This is a genomic window from Rhizobium sp. LjRoot30, assembly GCF_964253915.1.
In the GTDB taxonomy this organism is placed as follows: domain Bacteria; phylum Pseudomonadota; class Alphaproteobacteria; order Rhizobiales; family Rhizobiaceae; genus Metarhizobium.
The window spans coordinates 27739-45966 of sequence record NZ_CAXUSG020000004.1; the positions used below are offsets into that span (position 1 = coordinate 27739).

The 18228-nt window shown below is 62.6% G+C and carries 14 protein-coding genes; 8 read left to right on the forward strand and 6 right to left on the reverse strand.

The annotated features are described in order from the left end of the window. Position 1 precedes the first annotated feature (1 nt). The 5 genes from ACSQ3I_RS09970 to ACSQ3I_RS09990 all read left to right on the forward strand — a co-directional run bounded on the left by ACSQ3I_RS09970 (position 2) and on the right by ACSQ3I_RS09990 (position 5392). Positions 2-1318 (forward strand): alpha/beta fold hydrolase, encoded by a 1317-nt coding sequence (locus ACSQ3I_RS09970; protein WP_435998410.1) that lies wholly within the window; start codon positions 2-4, stop codon positions 1316-1318. Further along, positions 1315-1998 (forward strand): TetR/AcrR family transcriptional regulator, encoded by a 684-nt coding sequence (locus ACSQ3I_RS09975; protein ID WP_435998412.1) that lies wholly within the window; start codon positions 1315-1317, stop codon positions 1996-1998. Before ACSQ3I_RS09970 ends, ACSQ3I_RS09975 begins: the two co-directional genes overlap by 4 nt. Beyond that, positions 1995-3338, forward strand: coding sequence for a glutamine synthetase family protein (locus ACSQ3I_RS09980; RefSeq protein WP_435998414.1), 1344 nt, complete (start codon positions 1995-1997; stop codon positions 3336-3338). The genes ACSQ3I_RS09975 and ACSQ3I_RS09980 overlap by 4 nt, the downstream gene beginning before the upstream one ends. 4 nt (positions 3339-3342) lie before the next feature. Next, entirely contained in the window at positions 3343-3858 is a 516-nt protein-coding gene (locus tag ACSQ3I_RS09985; RefSeq protein WP_435998415.1) for a flavin reductase family protein, read from the forward strand. Between the two features lie 91 nt (positions 3859-3949). Then, the gene (locus ACSQ3I_RS09990; protein ID WP_435998417.1) at positions 3950-5392 is read left to right on the forward strand and encodes an APC family permease; all 1443 of its coding nucleotides are present in this window, start codon (positions 3950-3952) and stop codon (positions 5390-5392) included. A 171-nt stretch (positions 5393-5563) separates the two neighbouring features. Here the strand turns inward: ACSQ3I_RS09990 and ACSQ3I_RS09995 are convergent, their stop codons facing one another. From ACSQ3I_RS09995 to ggt, 3 genes are all read right to left on the reverse strand, one after another. After that, positions 5564-8125: a GcvT family protein gene (locus tag ACSQ3I_RS09995; protein WP_435998419.1), complete on the reverse strand. Its 2562-nt coding sequence runs from the start codon at positions 8123-8125 to the stop codon at positions 5564-5566. Between the two features lie 245 nt (positions 8126-8370). Next, the gene (locus tag ACSQ3I_RS10000; protein ID WP_435998421.1) at positions 8371-8850 is read right to left on the reverse strand and encodes a DUF2938 domain-containing protein; all 480 of its coding nucleotides are present in this window, start codon (positions 8848-8850) and stop codon (positions 8371-8373) included. Between the two features lie 186 nt (positions 8851-9036). Further along, the gene (gene ggt / locus ACSQ3I_RS10005; RefSeq protein WP_435998985.1) at positions 9037-10620 is read right to left on the reverse strand and encodes a gamma-glutamyltransferase; all 1584 of its coding nucleotides are present in this window, start codon (positions 10618-10620) and stop codon (positions 9037-9039) included. Positions 10621-11071: 451 nt separating this feature from the next. Between ggt and ACSQ3I_RS10010 the strand changes: the two genes are divergently transcribed. The 3 genes from ACSQ3I_RS10010 to ACSQ3I_RS10020 all read left to right on the forward strand — a co-directional run bounded on the left by ACSQ3I_RS10010 (position 11072) and on the right by ACSQ3I_RS10020 (position 13686). Next, positions 11072-11776 carry a WecB/TagA/CpsF family glycosyltransferase gene (locus ACSQ3I_RS10010; RefSeq protein ID WP_435998987.1) on the forward strand — a complete coding sequence of 235 codons (705 nt, stop codon included), beginning with the start codon at positions 11072-11074 and terminating at the stop codon, positions 11774-11776. A 78-nt stretch (positions 11777-11854) separates the two neighbouring features. Next, a complete protein-coding gene (locus ACSQ3I_RS10015) occupies positions 11855-12931 on the forward strand; it encodes a glycosyltransferase family 4 protein (RefSeq protein ID WP_435998422.1) in 1077 nt (358 codons plus the stop codon). Between the two features lie 8 nt (positions 12932-12939). Next, the gene (locus tag ACSQ3I_RS10020; RefSeq protein ID WP_435998423.1) at positions 12940-13686 is read left to right on the forward strand and encodes a polysaccharide deacetylase family protein; all 747 of its coding nucleotides are present in this window, start codon (positions 12940-12942) and stop codon (positions 13684-13686) included. Here the strand turns inward: ACSQ3I_RS10020 and ACSQ3I_RS10025 are convergent. The 3 genes from ACSQ3I_RS10025 to ACSQ3I_RS10035 all read right to left on the reverse strand — a co-directional run bounded on the left by ACSQ3I_RS10025 (position 13681) and on the right by ACSQ3I_RS10035 (position 17958). Continuing rightward, a complete protein-coding gene (locus tag ACSQ3I_RS10025; RefSeq protein ID WP_435998424.1) occupies positions 13681-14511 on the reverse strand; it encodes an MBL fold metallo-hydrolase in 831 nt (276 codons plus the stop codon). The two genes, ACSQ3I_RS10020 and ACSQ3I_RS10025, sit on opposite strands and share 6 nt — an antisense overlap. A gap of 243 nt (positions 14512-14754) precedes the next feature. After that, positions 14755-15213, reverse strand: coding sequence for a cyclic nucleotide-binding domain-containing protein (locus ACSQ3I_RS10030; protein ID WP_435998426.1), 459 nt, complete (start codon positions 15211-15213; stop codon positions 14755-14757). A gap of 45 nt (positions 15214-15258) precedes the next feature. Next, positions 15259-17958 carry an ABC transporter transmembrane domain-containing protein gene (locus tag ACSQ3I_RS10035; RefSeq protein ID WP_435998428.1) on the reverse strand — a complete coding sequence of 900 codons (2700 nt, stop codon included), beginning with the start codon at positions 17956-17958 and terminating at the stop codon, positions 15259-15261. Positions 17959-18228: the final 270 nt, after the last annotated feature.

Consider the following 18228-nt stretch of genomic DNA (forward strand, 5'->3'; position numbering starts at 1 on the left):
CATGGCGAAACAGCGGGTGGAGGTCTTCGGTTATTCGGCGGCGGAGCCCTCCGCCGTCTGGGCCGTTGCCGGCGATTTCTGCGGCGCGTGGCATCCGGCGATCGACCGGATGCAGGCGGAACGCGATGCGCGCGGTGCCCTGATCCGCGCCTTCACCGTCAAGGGTGAAGAAACGCTCTACCGCGAACAGCTCGTCTATCGCTCCGACAGCGACCGGACGCTTGTCTATACCCATCTCGAAGGCATAACCGGCGCCGATCGTTATGTCGCCCGGCTGGCCATCTCGGCGCGGGAGGAGGGCGGCAGCGTCATCACATGGTCTGCCGACATCGAAGCGCCTGCCGGCCGGGCCGAAGGCATCGCCGCGGGAACCCGGATGATTTTCGAGGCAGGACTGGCCGCGCTTTCGGAAAAAGCTGAAGGCGAAGGCCTGCCGGAACAGGTCGCAACCCCCGCAGAATCGGCCGTCTCCGGCGGTGCATCACCGGTGCTGCTCGAAACGATTTTCGTCGATGACGGTCCGCGTCTGGCACTGACCGCCACGTCATCGCAACAGGGTGCACTGCTGCTGTTCCTACATGGCATCGGCGGCGGGCGCTCGAACTGGATACCGCAGTTGCAGGCTACCGCCCCCTTCATGCGGGCCGCCGCCCTCGATTTCCGGGGATATGGCGGCAGCGCCCTCGGCCCGGCCCAGAGCACGATCGAAGATTATTGCGCCGACATCCTGCGCGTTGCCGAAGCGCTGAAGGCGGATCGCCTTGTCCTTTGCGGCCTCTCCTACGGATCATGGATCGCCACGTCCTTTGCCATGCGCCATCCCGAGAGGCTGGCCGGGCTGGTGCTCTCCGGTGGCTGCACCGGCATGTCCGAGGCGCCGGCCGAGGAGCGCGAGGCCTTTCGCCGTTCGCGACAGGTACCACTCGATGCCGGGCAGACGCCAGCCGATTTCGCACCCGCCGTGGTCAACGTGCTGGCCGGCCCGGACGCCGATGAGGAGGTGCGTGAAAGACTGCGCGCCTCGATGGCGGCGATCCCGGCCGCCACCTATCGCGATGCGCTCAACTGCTTCACTCATCCGCCGGAACGGTTCGATTTTTCGCGGCTCACCATGCCGGTGCTGATGATGACCGGCGAACACGACCGGCTTGCCCCGCCCGCCGAAATTCGCAGCGTGGCCGGCCGCATCGCGGACAGCGCTCCGCACGCCTTCGTGCGCTTCGAGACCATCGCCGGTGCCGGCCATGTCTGCAATGTCGAGCGTCCGGACCGATACAATGCCATACTGGCGCAATTTCTCTCGGAGTTGCCCGCATGACCGCCCTTCCCAAACGCCAGCAGAACCGGATCGAACGCGAACGGCGCATCCTCGATGCCGCACTCCAGGTGTTTTCCGAAAAGGGTTATGTCGGCGCCTCGATGGACGATATCGCTGCCGGTGCCGGCCTCACCAAGCCGACGCTCTACCAGTATTTTCCCTCCAAGGACGAACTCTTCACCGCCATGCTGACGCAGGAGCGCGATCACATGCTGGCGGATTTCGAGCATCCCTCCGCCTCCGGCATGGTGGCCGAACTCTACGCCTTCTCCTGGCACTACGCTGAAACCGTGCTCCGGCCGGACATGCTGTCGCTCGCTCGGCTGATCATTGCCGAAGCGCACCGGGCGCCGGATGTCGGTCGCGCCTACCAGGCGTCCGGTCCGGACCGGCTGCTGGCCGGCATGATCTCCTACCTGAACCTGCAAAGGCAGGAAGGCCGGCTCGTTTTCGAGGATGCCGAACTCGCCGCCGAAGATCTCTGGGGCCTGATCCTGTCTGCCCCGCGCAACAGGGCGCTGCATATTCCCGATACGCTGCCCGACCGCGCCACCATCGAACGTTACATCCGCAACGGCCTCGGCGTTTTCCTGCGCGCCTATTCCACCCGGCCAGCGGACGATCTTTCAGCCCTTGCCGCCCTCAAGCCGCCGACCGACGCGCAACCGGAGCACAGATGACCCTCGACGCCTTTCTTTCAGACCCCGCAAGCCGCTTCGCCACCGTTGCCATGACCGATACCAACGGGTTGTTGCGTGGCCAGATGGTCTCTGCACGCTCGCTCGCAGGCATCGCCAAAAATGGCATGGGCATGTCGCCGGTGACGCTGGCGCTCGATCCGACCGATGTCGTGCTGAACGTCCCCGGCGTTTCGGACGATACCTCGGATTTCCACGACGATCCGCTGACGGTCGATCCGTCCACCGTCCGTCGCCTTCCCTGGTCGAAGCCGGGCCATGACCTGCTGGTGCTCTCCAACTATTCCGGTGCTTCCGCCGAGCTTTGCCCGCGCTCGATCCTGCGCCGGGTGCTGGAGCGGGCCAATGCGGCCGGCTTCGTTCCCCGCTACGGCCTGGAACTGGAATACACGCTCTTCGACGAAACGCCGGAAAGTGCGCGCGAAAAGGGCTACCGCAACCTCAAGACCGCCACCCCGCACAAGAGCCACGACCTCGTGCTCTACCAGGTGCAGCAGACCGAGTGGTACGAGGCGGTGGCAGAGATGTGCGAACCGCTCGGCATCGACATCGCCAAGATGCATGAAGAGATCGGCGGCGGTTTTCTCGAGGCCTGCATTGCCGCCGGAACCGGGCTGGAGCCGGCCGACCAGCTGATCCTGCTCAAGAATTTCCTGCGGGCCTTGGCGCTGCGCCAGGGCAAATGCATCACCTACATGCCGCGCTGGACGGAGGATGCCGACAGCCAGTCGATCCATGTCCATGTCAGCCTCACCGGCACGGACGGCAAGTCCGTCTTCCATGATCCGTCGCAGAAGAATAGCGTCTCGCCGCTCTTCCGGAATTTCATCGGCGGGCTGCAGCGCTATATCGGTGACATGACGCTGGTCTTCCAGCCGACCGTCAATTCTTACCGCCGCTTTGCACCCGGCACCTTTGCACCGCCCGGCCTCACCTGGGGTTACGAAAACCGCACCACCTGCTTCCGCATCGTCGGCCATGACGCCGGATCGCTGCGGGTGGAAAACCGCCTGCCGGGCGCCGACACCAACCCGTATCTTACCGTCGCCGCGACTGTGGCCGCCGGCATCGCCGGCATCATTGAAGGCATCGAGCCGGAGCCTGAAGTGGCCGGAAACGGTTACGCGCAAGCAGGCGAGGGACCGGATTTCGCCCGTTCCATGCCGGAAGCGATCGAGCGTCTGCGCGGCTCGGCCTTTGCCCGTGATTGGCTGGGCAACCGTTTCGTCGATGCCTTTGCGACGAGCCGGCAGAGCCAGTTCGATGAATTCCGCAAGAAAGTGCCTGACGTGGAACTGCAACGTTTCTTCGATTTGGGGTAGCACGATGACATCAGACCTGCGCATGCAATTTCTGGAAGGCATGAGCCGGGCGGCGACCTTCGTCGCCGTGGCGACGACCGATGGCGAGGCCGGGCGTTTCGGCGTCACGGTCAGCTCGCTCACCTCCGTCTCCGCCGATGGAGCTGGGCCATCGCTGCTCGTTTGCCTGCATCACCTGAGCCCGGCGGCATCTGCGATCCTGAAAAATGGTGGTTTCTGCGCCAACCTGCTGCATGAGGACCAGCGGGAGCTGTCCGATCTTTTCGCCGGCCGGCTTTCGGCGGCCGATCATGGCGAGCGGTTTGCGCGGGCGGCCTGGTCGCAAGGGCCGCAGGGCCAGCCGCTGCTCGACGGGGCGACGGCGAGCTTCGAATGCGCGGTCGCAACCTCGATGCCGTGGGAAACGCATCACATCATCGTCGGGCGCGTGACGTCGGTCAGGCTGTCGGAAAGTCCGGCAGCCCTGCTCTACGGCCAGCGCGCCTATCGCCGGGCGGTGCAGCTCGGCTCGACCATTTGAAGACGGGGGCGGCGAAGGATCAATCGCCGCCTTTTCACTGACTGGGCCGACAAAAAGATCGGCATTCGGGAACCTGGAACTGGAGAGGACAATGACTGATACATCCGATGCGGGGCCGAACAGGCTTCGCAAAAATTCCCTCGGCCTCATCGCCGTAACCTTTATGGTCATCTCGGCGGCGGCGCCGCTGACCGGTGTCGCCGGCGCCGTGCCGATCGCCTTCCTGATCGGCAACGGCACGGGCGTGCCCGCGACGTTTCTTTTGATGACCCTGATCATGCTCGCCTTCTCGGTGGGTTATGTCGCCATGTCGCGCTACGTCAACAACGCTGGCGCCTTCTACGCCTATGCCGCCCGCGGCCTCGGCGGACGGATGGCCGGCGCGGTGGCGATCATCGCCGTGGTCGCCTATAACGCCATGCAGTTCGGCCTCATCGGCCTGCTCGGCGGCATCGCCTCCGGTGTCTTCGCCGGTTTCGGCCTTGTCCTGCCGTGGTGGGGGTGGAGCCTGATTGCCATCCTGCTGGTGGCGGTGCTGGGGTACCGGCAGGTGGATCTGTCGGCGAAAGTGCTGATCGTGCTGGTGGCGCTGGAATATCTCGTCGTGCTCGTCGTCGATTTCGCCATCCTGGGATCGGGTGGACCGAGCGGCCTGTCGTTCAATTTCTTCGACAGCGGTGCCTTCTTCTCCGGTTCACTGACGGCGGCGGTGCTCTTCTGCCTTGGCTCGTTCATCGGTTTCGAAGCGACGACCATCTATGCCGAAGAAGCCCGCGATCCCGAAAAGACCATTCCGCGCGCCACCTATCTTTCGGTGCTGATGATCGGCGTGTTCTTCGTCTTCACCACCTGGCTGATGATTGCCGGCGTCGGTGCCGACAAGCTGATGCCGACCGTCGGCGGGCTTGCCGATCCGACCTCGTTCTTCTTCGACCTCGCCGGGCAATATGTCGGCGGACCGGTGCCGGCGATTGCGGGCCTGCTTCTGGTGTCGAGCCTGTTTGCGGCACTCAGCGCCTTCCACAACTACATCGCCCGTTATTGCTACGTCGCCGGCCGCGAAGGCCTGCTGCCGTCCGCCTTCGGCCGTACGCATGATGCACACCAGAGCCCGCATGTCGGCTCGGTGACGCAGTCGGTCATGGCGCTGGTGGTGCTGGCGATCTTTGCGGGGCTGGGGCTCGATCCGGTGTTGCACATGTTCACCTGGATCAGCCAGGTCGGTACGCTCGGCGTACTCGGCATGATGACCATCACCTCGCTGTCGGTCATCGCCTTCTTCCGCAAGTCCGGCAAGCCGGGTTCGCCGCTGGCGACCCTTATCCTGCCGGCCGTTTCGGGTTTGGTCATGGCGGCGCTGTTCGTCTACATCTTCATCAACTTCGGCGACCTCACCAGCACCAAGGGCGGCGCGCTCGGCATCATCCTGCCGGCCCTCATCCCGGTTGCTGGCATCGTCGGTTTCCTGATGGCGAGCCGGCTGCGGTCTGCCGATCCAGCTGCTTTCGCGCGGATGGGGGAAAATAGGGCGTAGAAGTTGGCGTGGGGAAAAGCCCCTCATCCGCCTGCGTCCTGCGGACCCTTCTCCCCGTTCTGACGGGGAGAAGGGGGTGTGCCGCGCCCTTTCCGCCACATTCGACGTAGCGTGTGGCAAGTCCCCTCTCCCCGCAAGCGGGGAGAGGGTTAGGGTGAGGGGCAATTCCGCCTACGTGCGCGGCTTCAGGTTCTCGGGATCGTAGAGCGGCTTGTAGCCGATGCCGACCACCTCGACCGGGTAGGTCTCGGCAAAATATTCGACGTTCAGCTTGCGGCCGACCTGGCAATGCGACCAGGGCAGATAGGCGAGCGCGATGTTCTTGCCGATCGTCGGACCGAAGGCGATCGACGTCGTGTAGGAGCGGCGGCCGAGTTCGTCGACCAGCACCAAACCCGTCTCGGGATCGATGACCGGCAGCGTGCCGACCGGATAACGCTTCACACCCTTGGCATCGACGTTTTTGGTCATGACCAGCGTGCAGAGCATGGCCGGCTGGTGGTCGCGTGCCTTGTATTCCAGATGTTTGGCCTTGCCGCGGAAATCGGCATCTTTGACCTTCGGGCGGGCAAGGTCGGCTTCGATCAGGTTGTACTGGGTCAAAAGGTCGGCATTCTGCAGGCGCAGGCTCTTTTCCATGCGGCGCGAGTTGGCGTAGGTCTCGACGCCGAAAGCCATGACGCCGGTGGCGCGCAACGCATCCCAGACGGCGAGGCCGTCCTCGTATTTCATGTGCAGTTCCCAGCCCTGCTCGCCGACATAGGAGATGCGGAAGGCGGTGACCGGCTTGCCTGCAATCTCGATCTGCTTGATGGCCGCGAAGGCGAAGTTTTCGATGTCGAGGCCGGCCGGATCGGCCACCACCTTCTTCAGCGTTTCGCGGGCATTAGGACCCCAGATGCCGATGGTGATGAATTTTTCCGATACGTCGGTGATCGTGACATCGAGGCCACGATCCTCGGCGACGCGCTTCATGTAATGGAAGTCGCGCGGGCCGGCATCGGCGCCGTTGACCAGGCGGCAGCGGTCGGCCATGCGGAACACGGTGAAATCGGCGCGCACCATACCTTCGTCATCGAGGAAGTGGGTGTAGACGCCCTTGCCGATGTTGGCATCGCCGCCGATCTTGGCGGCGCAGAGCCATTCCAGCAGCTCGACGTGATCGGGACCTTCGATGTCCACCATGTGGAAATGCGACAGGTTAACGATGCCGCAATCCTCGCTCATCGCCAGGTGCTCGGCATTGGAGACGCGCCAGAAGTGCCTGTTATCCCACTCGTTTTCACGCACCGGGACTTGGTTGCCGTATTTTTCGAGCAGGTGCTCGTTGGCGGCGTAGCCATGGGCACGCTCCCAGCCGCCGAGTTCCATGAAGTAACCGCCGAGTTCCTTCTCGCGCTCGTAGAAAGGCGAGCGCTTGACGTTGCGGCCGGTGCCGTAGGGTTCGCGGGTGTGAACGGCCGGGAAGTAGATCTTCTGGGCGGCCTCGTAGCAGCGGCCCTCGATGAATTCTTCCGTCAGCTGGTGCGGATAGAAACGGGCGTAGTCGATCGAATTGTGGTCGATTTCGGTGCGGCCGTCGGTCATCCAGTCGGCGATCAGCTTGCCGTAGCCGGGGCCGTCCTTGACCCAGATGGCGACGCAATACCACAGGCCGCGCACCTTCTGGCTTTCGCCGCAGGAGGGGCCGCCGGCGGCGGAGACCTGCAAGAGGCCGTTGAAGGAATGGCTTTCGTTATAGCCGAGCTCGCCGAGGATCGGCGTCAGCTCCATGGCGCGTTCCAGCGGGGTGAGGATCTGCTCCATGTCGAGGTCGCGCTGCGACGGCGAAAGGCGGGCCTCGTTCTTTTCGAGAATGTCGCGCGGGTGGCATAGGCGCGGATTGTCGGTTTCGTAATAACCCCACTCGATCTGGCCGCCCTCGGTGGTCTTCGGGTCGCCGGTATCGCGCATGTAGGCGGAGTTGCCCTGGTCGCGCAGAAGCGGGAAGCCGATTTCCTTGCCGGTGCCTTCGAATTCGTTGTACGGGCCGAAGAAGGTCAGCGGATGGTCGACCGGCATGACCGGCAGGTCTTCGCCGACCATCTCGGCAATGAGACGGCCCCAGATGCCGGCACAGACGATGACGTAATCGGCCATGATCGTGCCGCGATGGGTGACGACGCCCTTGATGCGGCCGTTCTCGACGATCAGCGACTGGGCCGGGGTATTCGAGAAGACCTGCAGCTTGCCGCTCTTTTCAGCGGCATCGACCAGCTTGCCGGCAACCGTCTGCGAGCGCGGAATGACGAGGCCGGCGTCGGGATCGAACATGCCGCCCATCACCTGGTCTTCCTCGATCAGCGGGAATTTCTGCTTGATCTCGGCCGGGCTGACATAGTGGGCGCGGGTGCCGAAGGCCTTGGCGGAGGACAGTTTCCGCTTGATTTCCTCCATCCAGGTGTCGTCGCCGGTGCGCGCCACTTCCAGGCCGCCGATGCGGGCGTAGTGGCCCATCTTTTCGTAGAAATCGATGGAATATTGCGTCGTCCAGACCGAGAGGTAGTCGTGGCTGGTGGTGTAGCAGAAGTCGGAGGCGTGGGCGGTCGAGCCGATGTCGGTCGGGATGCCCGACTTGTCGATGCCGACGATGTCGTCCCATCCGCGTTCGATCAGGTGATGGGCGATCGAGGCACCGACGATGCCACCCAGTCCGACGATGACCACCTTCGCCTTGTTCGGAAACTCTGCCATTGATTGCGACCCCAGTTGCTGTTGAGTGCGGATTTTAGAATTTGCCGAGCCGCGACCAGAGCCTGTCTACGACATTCTCATCCTGCTGCACGACCACCGATGCAGCGCAGAGCCGGGAAGATATCACTGATATTGTGGGATAAACAGGTCGGGATCCCGCCGGGCGCAAAGAAACGCCCTTGGCCGGAGACCGTTGCGTTGACCAGACGAAAGCGACATGGGTGCCGCTTCCAATCCGCCTGATTTCACCGGATAATCAATGCGGTCACATACATGCCGAGCGCAAAAACGGTATGGGCGACGAGATTGAGGGCGCGTACCTTGTTGGGGTTCGGTGTCTTCGATGCCGCCCAGCCGATGCCAAGCCCCGGCTGCAGCAGGAACCAGCCGGCACCGACCGTCACGATGCCGACGATGAAAGCCGGCAGGAAGGTCGGCGAAACGAGCCAGGCCGGCCCCCACAGAACGGCGAGGATGAGGCCGTACAGAATGCCGACAGCGTAGTGGCTGATCCAGCCGATCGCGAGTTCGTTCGGATGGCTTTCCGCCTTGGCGATGTTGTCGTGAAACACCTTGCCGCGGCCGAGATGCCAGAACCAGCGGCCGACCGGCGCCCAGTTCGGTGGGTTCTGACCGAAAAACCGGGCGAGAATGATCGCCCAAACATCCATGAAAACCGTGCCGCCGATGCCGATCGCGACGCCGCGCCAGAAAATATCGAACATGATAATCCCAAAATACTGTGTTTGCCCGTTGCCGTCAGCAAATCATCGCCGCCGCCCCGATGCAAACGGTTTCCGCCATAATTCAAGGGTTTGGCGGGATGATCTGGTGTCTTGGCGATGCCACCGGCGGTCCAAAATGTGGGGCGAAAGCGGCAAGCAGAGTGCCGCCTTCGCCGGTTCAGATTATCAGTAGCCGAGCGCGATCCCGTCCTTGCGGTGGTCGGTTGCACCGAGCAAGACGCCGCGCTCGTGGTCCATCCAGATCGCCTGGCAGCTGCCGAGTGGTTCATCGGCCCACTCGACCCGATGGCCGCGGGCTTCGAGATCGGTCTTGATCGCCTCGGAATAGGTGGTTTCCAGCGACAACGTGCCTTCGAAAGCGAAGCTGCGCGGTGCTTCGCTCGCCTGCTGCGGATCGAGGCCGCGATCCAGCATGCCGGTGAGGATCTGTGCGTGGCCGGTGGACTGATACTGGCCGCCCATGACGCCGAAAGGCATCACGGCCTTGCCGTTCTTCTGCAGCATGGCTGGAATGATGGTGTGGAACGGTCTTTTGCGCGGGGCGATGGCGTTGGGGTGGCCCGGTTTCAGCGAAAAGCCCATGCCGCGGTTCTGCAGCAGCACGCCGGATTTCGGTGCGTAGATGCCGCTGCCGAAAGCCCAGAAGACCGAGTTGATCAGCGACATGGCATTGCGATCCTTGTCGACTACCGTGACATAGACCGTATCCTTGTGGACAGGCAGATCCCATTCCGGCCCGGCCGTGGCGCGGTCCATGCGGATCTTCGCCCTCAGGGCATCGATGGCCGCGTCGGTCAGCACGTCGGCTACATCCGTGGTCATGGCGGAAGGATCGGCGACGATCGCATCGCGCTGCGCATAAGCTGCCTTCGACGCTTCAGCCAGGATATGAACGCGGTCGGCTTCGCTCAGCGAGGCGTCCGAGAGATCAAAACATTCGAGGATGCGGGCGATGATCAGCGCTGCCAGTCCCTGTCCGTTCGGCGGGCATTCGAGCAGGGTATGGCCGCGATAGTCCGCCGAGATCGGCTCGGTGAGGAAGGTCGAGAATTCAGCGAAATCGTCGAGTTCGTGCAGGCCGCCCACGGCCTTCAGCACATCGACGATCTCTTCGGCGACGGCGCCCTGATAGAAGGCCGAAGGGCCATGCTTGGCGACGGCGCGCAGCGTGGCGCCGAGGGCGGGGTTGGCCATGCGGTCGCCGATGGCGGGGACGCGGCCGTTCGGCAGGTAATGTTCGGTCGCGGCCGGATGGACTTCGAGCTGGTCACGGTAACGCTGCCAGTCGAGATAGACGCGCGGCGTGATGCGGTAGCCGTTTTCGGCGGCATCGATGGCCGGTGCCAGCACTTGGGCGAGATCAAGCTTGCCGAAGTTTTCGATCAGCCGGCACCAGGAGTCGATCGCGCCCGGCACGGTGACGGAATGCACCGACGTCTCGCCGATCGCTTCGATGCCGCGCTCGCGGTAGAAATCGAGATTGGCCTTGGCAGGCGCCCAGCCGGAGCCGTTGAGCGAAACCACCTTGCCGGATTCCGGTGCGTAGAGCGCAAAGCAGTCGCCGCCGATGCCGGTCGAATGCGGATCGACGACACATTGCACGGCAACGGCCGCCACGGCGGCATCGACGGCATTGCCGCCCTGGCGCAGGATATCCAGCGCCGCCAGCGTCGAAGCCGGGTGGGAGGTTGCCGCCATTCCCTTTTCGGCAACCGCAACCGAACGCCCCGGCTGCATGAAGTCACGCATCGACATTTACAAAGCTCCTTGAACAATCTCGACCCGCCGCCCTCACGGCGGGTGTGGGATGCCATTGCTCATTCTTCCGGAGCGCGGCGTCAAGGTGTGTCGTCATCATCGACACAGGCATTTCGCAAAGGGTGCTCTTCCGCGGCCCGATGCCGTCCTCAAGGCTCTTCCGTCTCATTTCGGGACTGGAGTTTTCCCACTTCTGGCTTTGTGTTCTTTATCGATGCAATTATCGCGTGCATTAACCATCGCTGGCGATTCGAATTGTGAAAAACGGCGAGAGGCATATATCTAGCGTAAACCACAACGGTAAACACGCAGGCCGGGCCTGCCCTTCGTGCTGCATTCAGGGTCTTCGTTGGCAAGCTTTGGTTTGAAATCATCGGTAGAGGTGCCGACAGTGGAAGCTACGACCACATTGCTGGGCGGCTTGCCGATCGCGCGCATCGGCATGGCCGAAACCGCCGACGATTTCATCCGGCGGGCCTTGGAGGCGCGGGGCCGGCAGGAACGGCCGTTTTATTCGTCCTCGGCCAACGGCCAGGTGATCGCGCTCTGTGCCCGCGATCGGGCGCTGCAGGATCTGATGATGCAAAGCGACCAGATCCATGCCGACGGCATGCCGATGGTGCACTTTTCCCGGATTTATTCTTCCCATCCGCTGAGCGAACGTGTCGCGACCACCGATCTGGTGCATGTCGTGGCGGAACGGGCACAGAAGGCAGGCGTCAGCTTCTATTTCCTCGGTGGGGAAGAGAGCATCAATGCGCGCGCTGTGGATGCGATGCGTCTTGCCTATCCGGATCTCGTTTTTGCCGGACGCCGCAACGGCTTTTTCAAGCCCGAGGAAGAGGAAGAGGTCTTGGCGGATATCCGCGCGGCGGCTCCGGATATTCTCTGGGTCGGCCTGGGTTTTCCGCTGGAGCAGCAATTCATCACCCGCAACATCGATCGTCTGCGCGGCGTCGGTGTCATCAAGACAGCCGGTGGCCTCTTCGATTTTATCTCGGGCAAGAACAGCCGGGCACCCTCATGGATGCAGAAGGCCGGCCTGGAATGGACCTACCGCACATGGCTCGAACCGCGGCGCCTGCTGATGCGGTATCTGGTGACCAATCCGGTTGCCATCCATGCACTGCTGCGCCATTCCGATTGAGCCCAGCGGGCTAGGCGCCTGCGCCGATGGTTCCCCAATCCATTGACAGCCGGAGCGGCGGGCGTTTAGGCATGCCCGATGAAGATCGCATTTTATTCGCCGCTGAAATCGCCGAACCATCCGGTGCCGTCGGGCGACCGGCTGATGGCGCGGCAGTTGATTGCGGCGATGCAGCAGGCGGGACACACGGTCACGGTCGCGTCCGAATTGCGCAGTTTTACGCCGACACCCGAAGGTGAAGGTCTGCCGGTTCTTCGCCTTGCCGCCGAAACGGAAATCGGCCGCTTGTCTGGTGAATGGCAGGCGGCAAAACCCGATGTCTGGTTCACCTATCACACCTATTACAAGGCGCCCGACCTGATCGGGCCGGTTCTGGCGCGCCGGTTCGGCCTTGCCTATGTGACGGCCGAAGCCTCCTATTCGCGGCGTCGCAACATCGGCGTCTGGGCGGAGGCGCAGGCGGACCTCCTGGACGCCGTGGCGATGGCGGCGGCGAATATCTGCTTCACGCAGCGGGACCGACAGGGCCTCGCGCAGGCTGTGCCGTCCGCCTCGCTGGTCATGCTGCCGCCGTTTCTCGATGCGGACCCGTTCCTGGTGTTGCCTCCCCGGCCGGAGCCGGGGCGGTTGATCACCGTGGCCATGATGCGGCCGGGCGACAAGATGGCGAGTTATCGTCTGCTGGCTGCGGCATTGGAGCGGATCGCCGACCTGCCCTGGACCCTGTCGGTCGTTGGCGACGGCCCAGCGCGGGATGAGGTGACGGCGCTGTTTTCGGCCTTTGGTGACGACCGGGTGATTTTTCACGGCGAGAAGGCCCCGAAGGAGATCGCAAGCCTGTTGTCACACAGTGCGGTCTATGTCTGGCCGGGATGCGGTGAAGCCTATGGCTTGGCCTATCTGGAAGCACAGGCCGCCGGTCTGCCTGTTGTCGCCCAGGCGACCGCAGGTGTCCCCGAGGTCGTTTCCCACGGTGCAACCGGGCTTTTGACTCCACCGGACGATCCTGCGGCCTATGCCGAAGCGATTGCCAGGCTGCTGCGCGACGAGCCGGAACGGCAGAGACTGGCCGCCGGCGCCCGCAGCTTTGCCCGTGACCAACGGTCGATGGCACGGGCTTCTGTTATTCTCGACGATATTCTGAAGAAGCTATAGGCAAGCGCATGGACGATACGATGGCATGGGCGCCGCTGATGGCGGAACTCGATCGCTGGCAGAAAGCGGGGCGGGTCGCCGACCTCTGGCTGCGGGACGACGATGCGGTGGAGCCGACGCCGGCCCTCGACAGGTTGTTGACCCTGACCGGCGAACACGACGTGCCTCTCACGCTGGCGGTTATCCCCGAACATACCGGCGCTGGACTGTTGGAATGTCTTGACCGTGCCCCTTGGGCGGAGGTCGCTGTGCATGGCTGGTCGCATCATAACCATGCCCCCGCGACGGAAAAGAAGCAGGAACTCGGGGCGCATCGACCGGCGGAACTCGTGCTCGGCGAACTCGGCGCCGGTCTCGACAAGCTTGCCGTTTTGCACAAACAACGGTTCGTTCCGATGCTGGTGCCGCCCTGGAACCGTGTCGCTGCCGCCGTGGTGGCTGGCCTGCCGGCTCTCGGCTTTCAGGCGCTCTCGGTTTTCGGACCGGAAAAATCCGGTCCGCTGCGCCTTCTCAATACGCATGTCGACCTGATGGACTGGCACGGCACGCGCGGCGGCCGTGACCATGGCATCCTGGCGGCGGAGCTTGCGGCGAGACTGAAGCTGGTCTTCGAGCAGGGGGAAGGAGCAACCGGCTTCCTCACCCATCACCTGGTTCACGACGAGCAGGCCTGGCTCTTCCTCGAAACGCTGCTGGCGCTGACGAAAAACCACGCCGGATGCCGGTGGCGAAAGGCGGCAGCGCTGATCCTATAGGTCGATGATCTGCCGGTCGCGGCCGTTGAAGGCTTCGGGGAATTCGCGCTGGGCCGCGCTTTCGATGGCATCCAGCTCGTCGTCGGTGCGTGCCGGCAAGTGATGGATGAAGGCGATGCGCTTGGCATCGGCCACCTTCGCAAGCCGGATGGCCTGCTGCCAGGTCGAATGGCCGTACCCGCGATACCGTTCCATCTCGCTGTCGACATAGGTGCAGTCGTAGAGGAAAAGATCAGCGTTGCGGATCAGTTCGAGGACGACCGGGTCGAGAATGCCGGGTGAGTGCTCGGTGTCGGTGACGAAGCAGACCGTCTTGCCTGCCCATTCGACACGGTATCCGATGGCACCGCCGGGGTGGACGAGATTGTGGGTCTTGATCCGGATGCCGGGGTGGGGGGTGAGCACGTCGCCGGCGCGAAAATCGCGGGCGGAAAGCCGGGCGCGGCAGATGTCGGGTTCGACCGGAAACCAGGGCGGCCGCATGAACTGGCGGATCATGTCCTCGGTGGTCATCTTGCCCGCCATGTGGCCGGACCACATCGTTACCGCCGTCGTCGTATTGTAGAGCGGCATGAAGTAGGGAAGGCCGACGATATGATCGTAATGGCAGTGGGAGAAAAACAGGTTGATGTCGGTCACGCCTTCGGCAAGCATCGCAGCTCCCGCCTCGCGGATACCGGAACCTGCGTCGAAAAGAAGCCGGTGAGGACCGCATTGCATTTCGATGCAGATCGTATTGCCGCCGTAGCGCTGAAACTCCGGGCCTGAGACCGGAATGCTGCCCCTGACGCCCCAAAATCGAACTCGAAACACGTCGCTGATCACTCTGTCACATTTCCCATGGGGTTTCGGTCTTCCGTCTCGCTCTCCCTAGAGGCAATGATCCCAGAATTGCCCAATTGAAATTAATAGAGTGTACCGTTTTCCCTGCCGCGCCAAGCTGGCCCAGCCCTAATTTTGCCATGGTAAACAAAATCGCATTGTTATGCGAGTCGCTATTTGCCCATCACCGATGGCGGCGCGCGGGCAAATTTGCCGGATCTGGCCGTGGCTTGGGCGCCCTGCTGCTTAGTGCTGGCGTTCGCGGCTACGCGCTTCGGTCAGTTCCGACGTCGTATGGCTCAGCCGGTCGGCGAGCACGCGCATGATCTCGATGGTAATTTCGGGGAAATCCACCAAAAGCTTGAGGAAATGCTCCTTGCGAATGCGCAGTACTTCCATCGGCGAGCTGGCCATGACGGTGGCAGTACGCGACACATCGCAGAGGATAGCGATCTCGCCGACGATGGAATTGGTTTCGAGTTCGGTGATCTTGATCTGCCCGTTCGGCGAATCCACCAGGATGTCCGCCTTACCCGAGAGAATGACATAGGCAGCATCGCCCGGATCACCCTGCCGGAAGAGAATTTCTCCGGTGGAGTAACTCATGCGATCGGATGTGAAGGCAAGCAACTTCAGCTTTGCCGGGGGCACGCCGGCAAAGAGCGAGACTTGTTTCAGTGTTTGAACTTCGTCCTTGAGCAGCATGGCCTTCATTCCCCGAAAACGTCCCGACTGGAATAGCATATACTGTCAGGAAGACACCAGTTGTTTGGCCTCGTCTTTGTCTGAGATCAAGTCCGGCTTGCCGTCTGCCGTCAGTGTCCCGCGCTCGAAAACGACGACGCGGTCGAAAAGTGTTGTCAGGGCCGGGTTGGACAGGACCCAGACGACGGCGGGCTCGTTGTTGTTTTGCTTCGTCAATTCCAGGACGTTGCGGACGATCTGGTCCTGGATGCGGTGATCCAGGCCGGGCAGCGGCCGGTTGAAGATGTAGTAGTCGGAATGGCGGATCAGAGAGCGGGCAAGCCCCAGCTTCTGGCGCTGCACGCTCGTCAGCCGCCGGCCGCCGGCGCCGACGTGGTAGTTCAGCCCCAAAGCCAGCACCTGGTCGTAGAGGCCGAGCGTATTCAGGAGCGTGCGGGCGATCGTGCGGATGCGCTCCGAACCATCGGCGTGCTTGTGGCTGATACGGCCGAAGAGCACGTTGTCCATCACGCTGGCGGACGCCATGTAGCGGGCATCGTCGTATCGCTCGATCTCGTCTTCCATGTCCTTCGGCAGGTTGTCGTGGAAGATCTTCCGGGCTCGAACGATCTCGGCCATCAGGTCGTCGTCGAGCAGACCGAAGCGGTGCCGGGGCTCGATATAGGCGAAACTCAGCTTGATGATCTTGTAGCGCTCGTTGTCGGTCACCTCCTCGAAGGACTTTCCGCGCAGCTTCTGCAGCAGGAGCTGGTATTCCGGAATGTCTTCCGGGGTCATGAACGTCAATTGCTGGAAGAACGGATGGTCCGGCGGCAGGTCGGCGAAGAGTTCGACGGCGTTCTCGGCGATTTCGTAACCCATCTGGAAAAGCCGCGGGCCGAGGCCGGTCTGTTGCATCACGGAGCGGAAATACCGGTTTTGTCCGATGGCGCGGCCCTTCAGCGTCATGCCTGTCGTCGTACCGAACAGCAGGTTTTCACCAACGGTGGCTTCGCGATTGTAGCTGTCGGGTTCGAAGGTCACGATCAGGCTATTCAGCCCTTCGGCATCCAGTTCCTCGCGCAAGGCGTGGCGCATCTCGACGATGCGGGCGGCGAGGTCCGGGTTTTCCGAGGGGTCGAATGTCGAGCGCAGGGCGAGGTCGAGAATATCCTTGGACAGAAGGACGGCATCGAGCACGGTGCGCACCGATGCGAAGAGATGGTCCGGCCCCTCGGCCCCGGCGGTGCTGTAATCGATCCAGTCGCTGTTGATGTCGTAGTCCGGATTGCCTGCCAGCTTTGCTTCGTTGATCTGCCAGCGATGATGGTCTTCGCCCTGCTGATCGTAGACCGCCGGCGTCAGCGGCGCATGTTTCAGGCCATAGAGCAGGTTGTCGCCCAGCGTACCGTGGAACATGTAGACCTCGGCCGCGGCGTAGGAAATTTTCCGGCCAGTGACCGATTCAGGCAGGTCCCAGAGATCGTCGCCGCCGGCGACGACCTTGCCGCTCTCCGGCCAGATGATCCGCGCCACGGCTTCGGCCAGCGCCTCTCCGCCGAGCACGGCGACATGTTCGCCGGGAGCGATCTGCAGCGATACGCGCTCGAGCAGCTTGGCACCGCTGTCGTCGACGAGCGAAAGATTGACGGCGGCGAGCGGCGGCTTCAGCACCTGGTCGTTGTCGGCGGCAATCGCCTGCAGTTTCGGATCGAGAAGCCGGTCCACCTGGAACTGCTCGACAACCTGGACGTATTTCACCTGCACATCCTGGCGGGTCTGGTCCCAGTCGATCAGGTCCTTGAGTGGCCCCGGCAGGTCCTTGTAGGCATTGATGACGGCGACGAGCTGGCCGACGTCCAGCCGGCCATTCAGCGCCAGATAACCGCCGATGCAGTAGAACAGGAACGGTGTCACCTGGGCGAGGAAGTTGTTGATGAACTTGACCAGGAATTTCCACTGGTAAAGATCGTAGCGGATCTTGAAGATGTGCCCGAGGCGGGCGGAAATATCGGCACGCTCTAAATTCGAGGTGTCGAAGGCGTGGATGGTGCTGATGCCGTCGACGATCTCGCTGACGCGGCCGGAAAGCTCGCGGGCCGTCAGCTGTCGTTCGCGGCCGAGGATCAACAGCCGCTTGCGCATGCGCGGGATGATGATCGCCTGCACGACGACGATCAGCGCTGCGATCATGCCCAGCCAGAAATGCTGCATGAAAATGAAGATCAGTGCTGTCAGAGCCTGGCCGCCGAGCAGGGCGGGCTGCACGAAGGCATCGCCGGTAAAGCCGCCGAGCGGCTCCACCTCGTCCTTGATCATGCTGGCGATTTCCGCGCCCTTGACGCGTTTGAACTGGCCGGGTGGAAAGCGCAGGATCCGGTCGACGAGTTCGAAGCGGATACGCCGCAGCAAACGTTCGCCAAGGCGGCCCTTATAGGTGTTGATGTAGAGCTTGAAGAGGCCGTTGATGATCACCAGCAGCAGGAAAACCATGCTGAGGGCAAAAAGCGTCTGCACCCGGTTCAACTCAAGTCCCGGAAAGAGCACCACGTTGCCGATCAACGGCAGCGAGAATTCCAGGTGCATGAACAGCTGTGTCGCCCCGTCCGTCTCGAAACCCTTGCCCTGAATCGGACCGTTGACGATCTGTTTCGGCAGGTCGAAGGAGAGGAAGTACGGAATCATCGAGATGGCGACGACGAACAGAATCCAGATCTGCTGACGACTCGTATGTTTCCAGATGTAGCGGCTGAGACGATTTTCCATAGACAGATCAGATGGTACGAGAAGGTATGAAAAGAAGCTGCGCCGCGCGCCCGGAAGGCTGCTCGGAAACGATCGGGGAAGGCAAATCCTGAACCGCCTGCCTCAGCCGTACGGCCGAACATATCAGTTTTCAAATCGATCCGTAAGCGGCGTTCGACCGCTGTTGTCGCCGATATGAAAAACCGTGTGAACGCTGTGAGTTTGGCCGCTGCATGGCACCTGCGCGACGCGGGAACGGTTTCATGCACCCGATGTTGGCTGCGGTCAAGA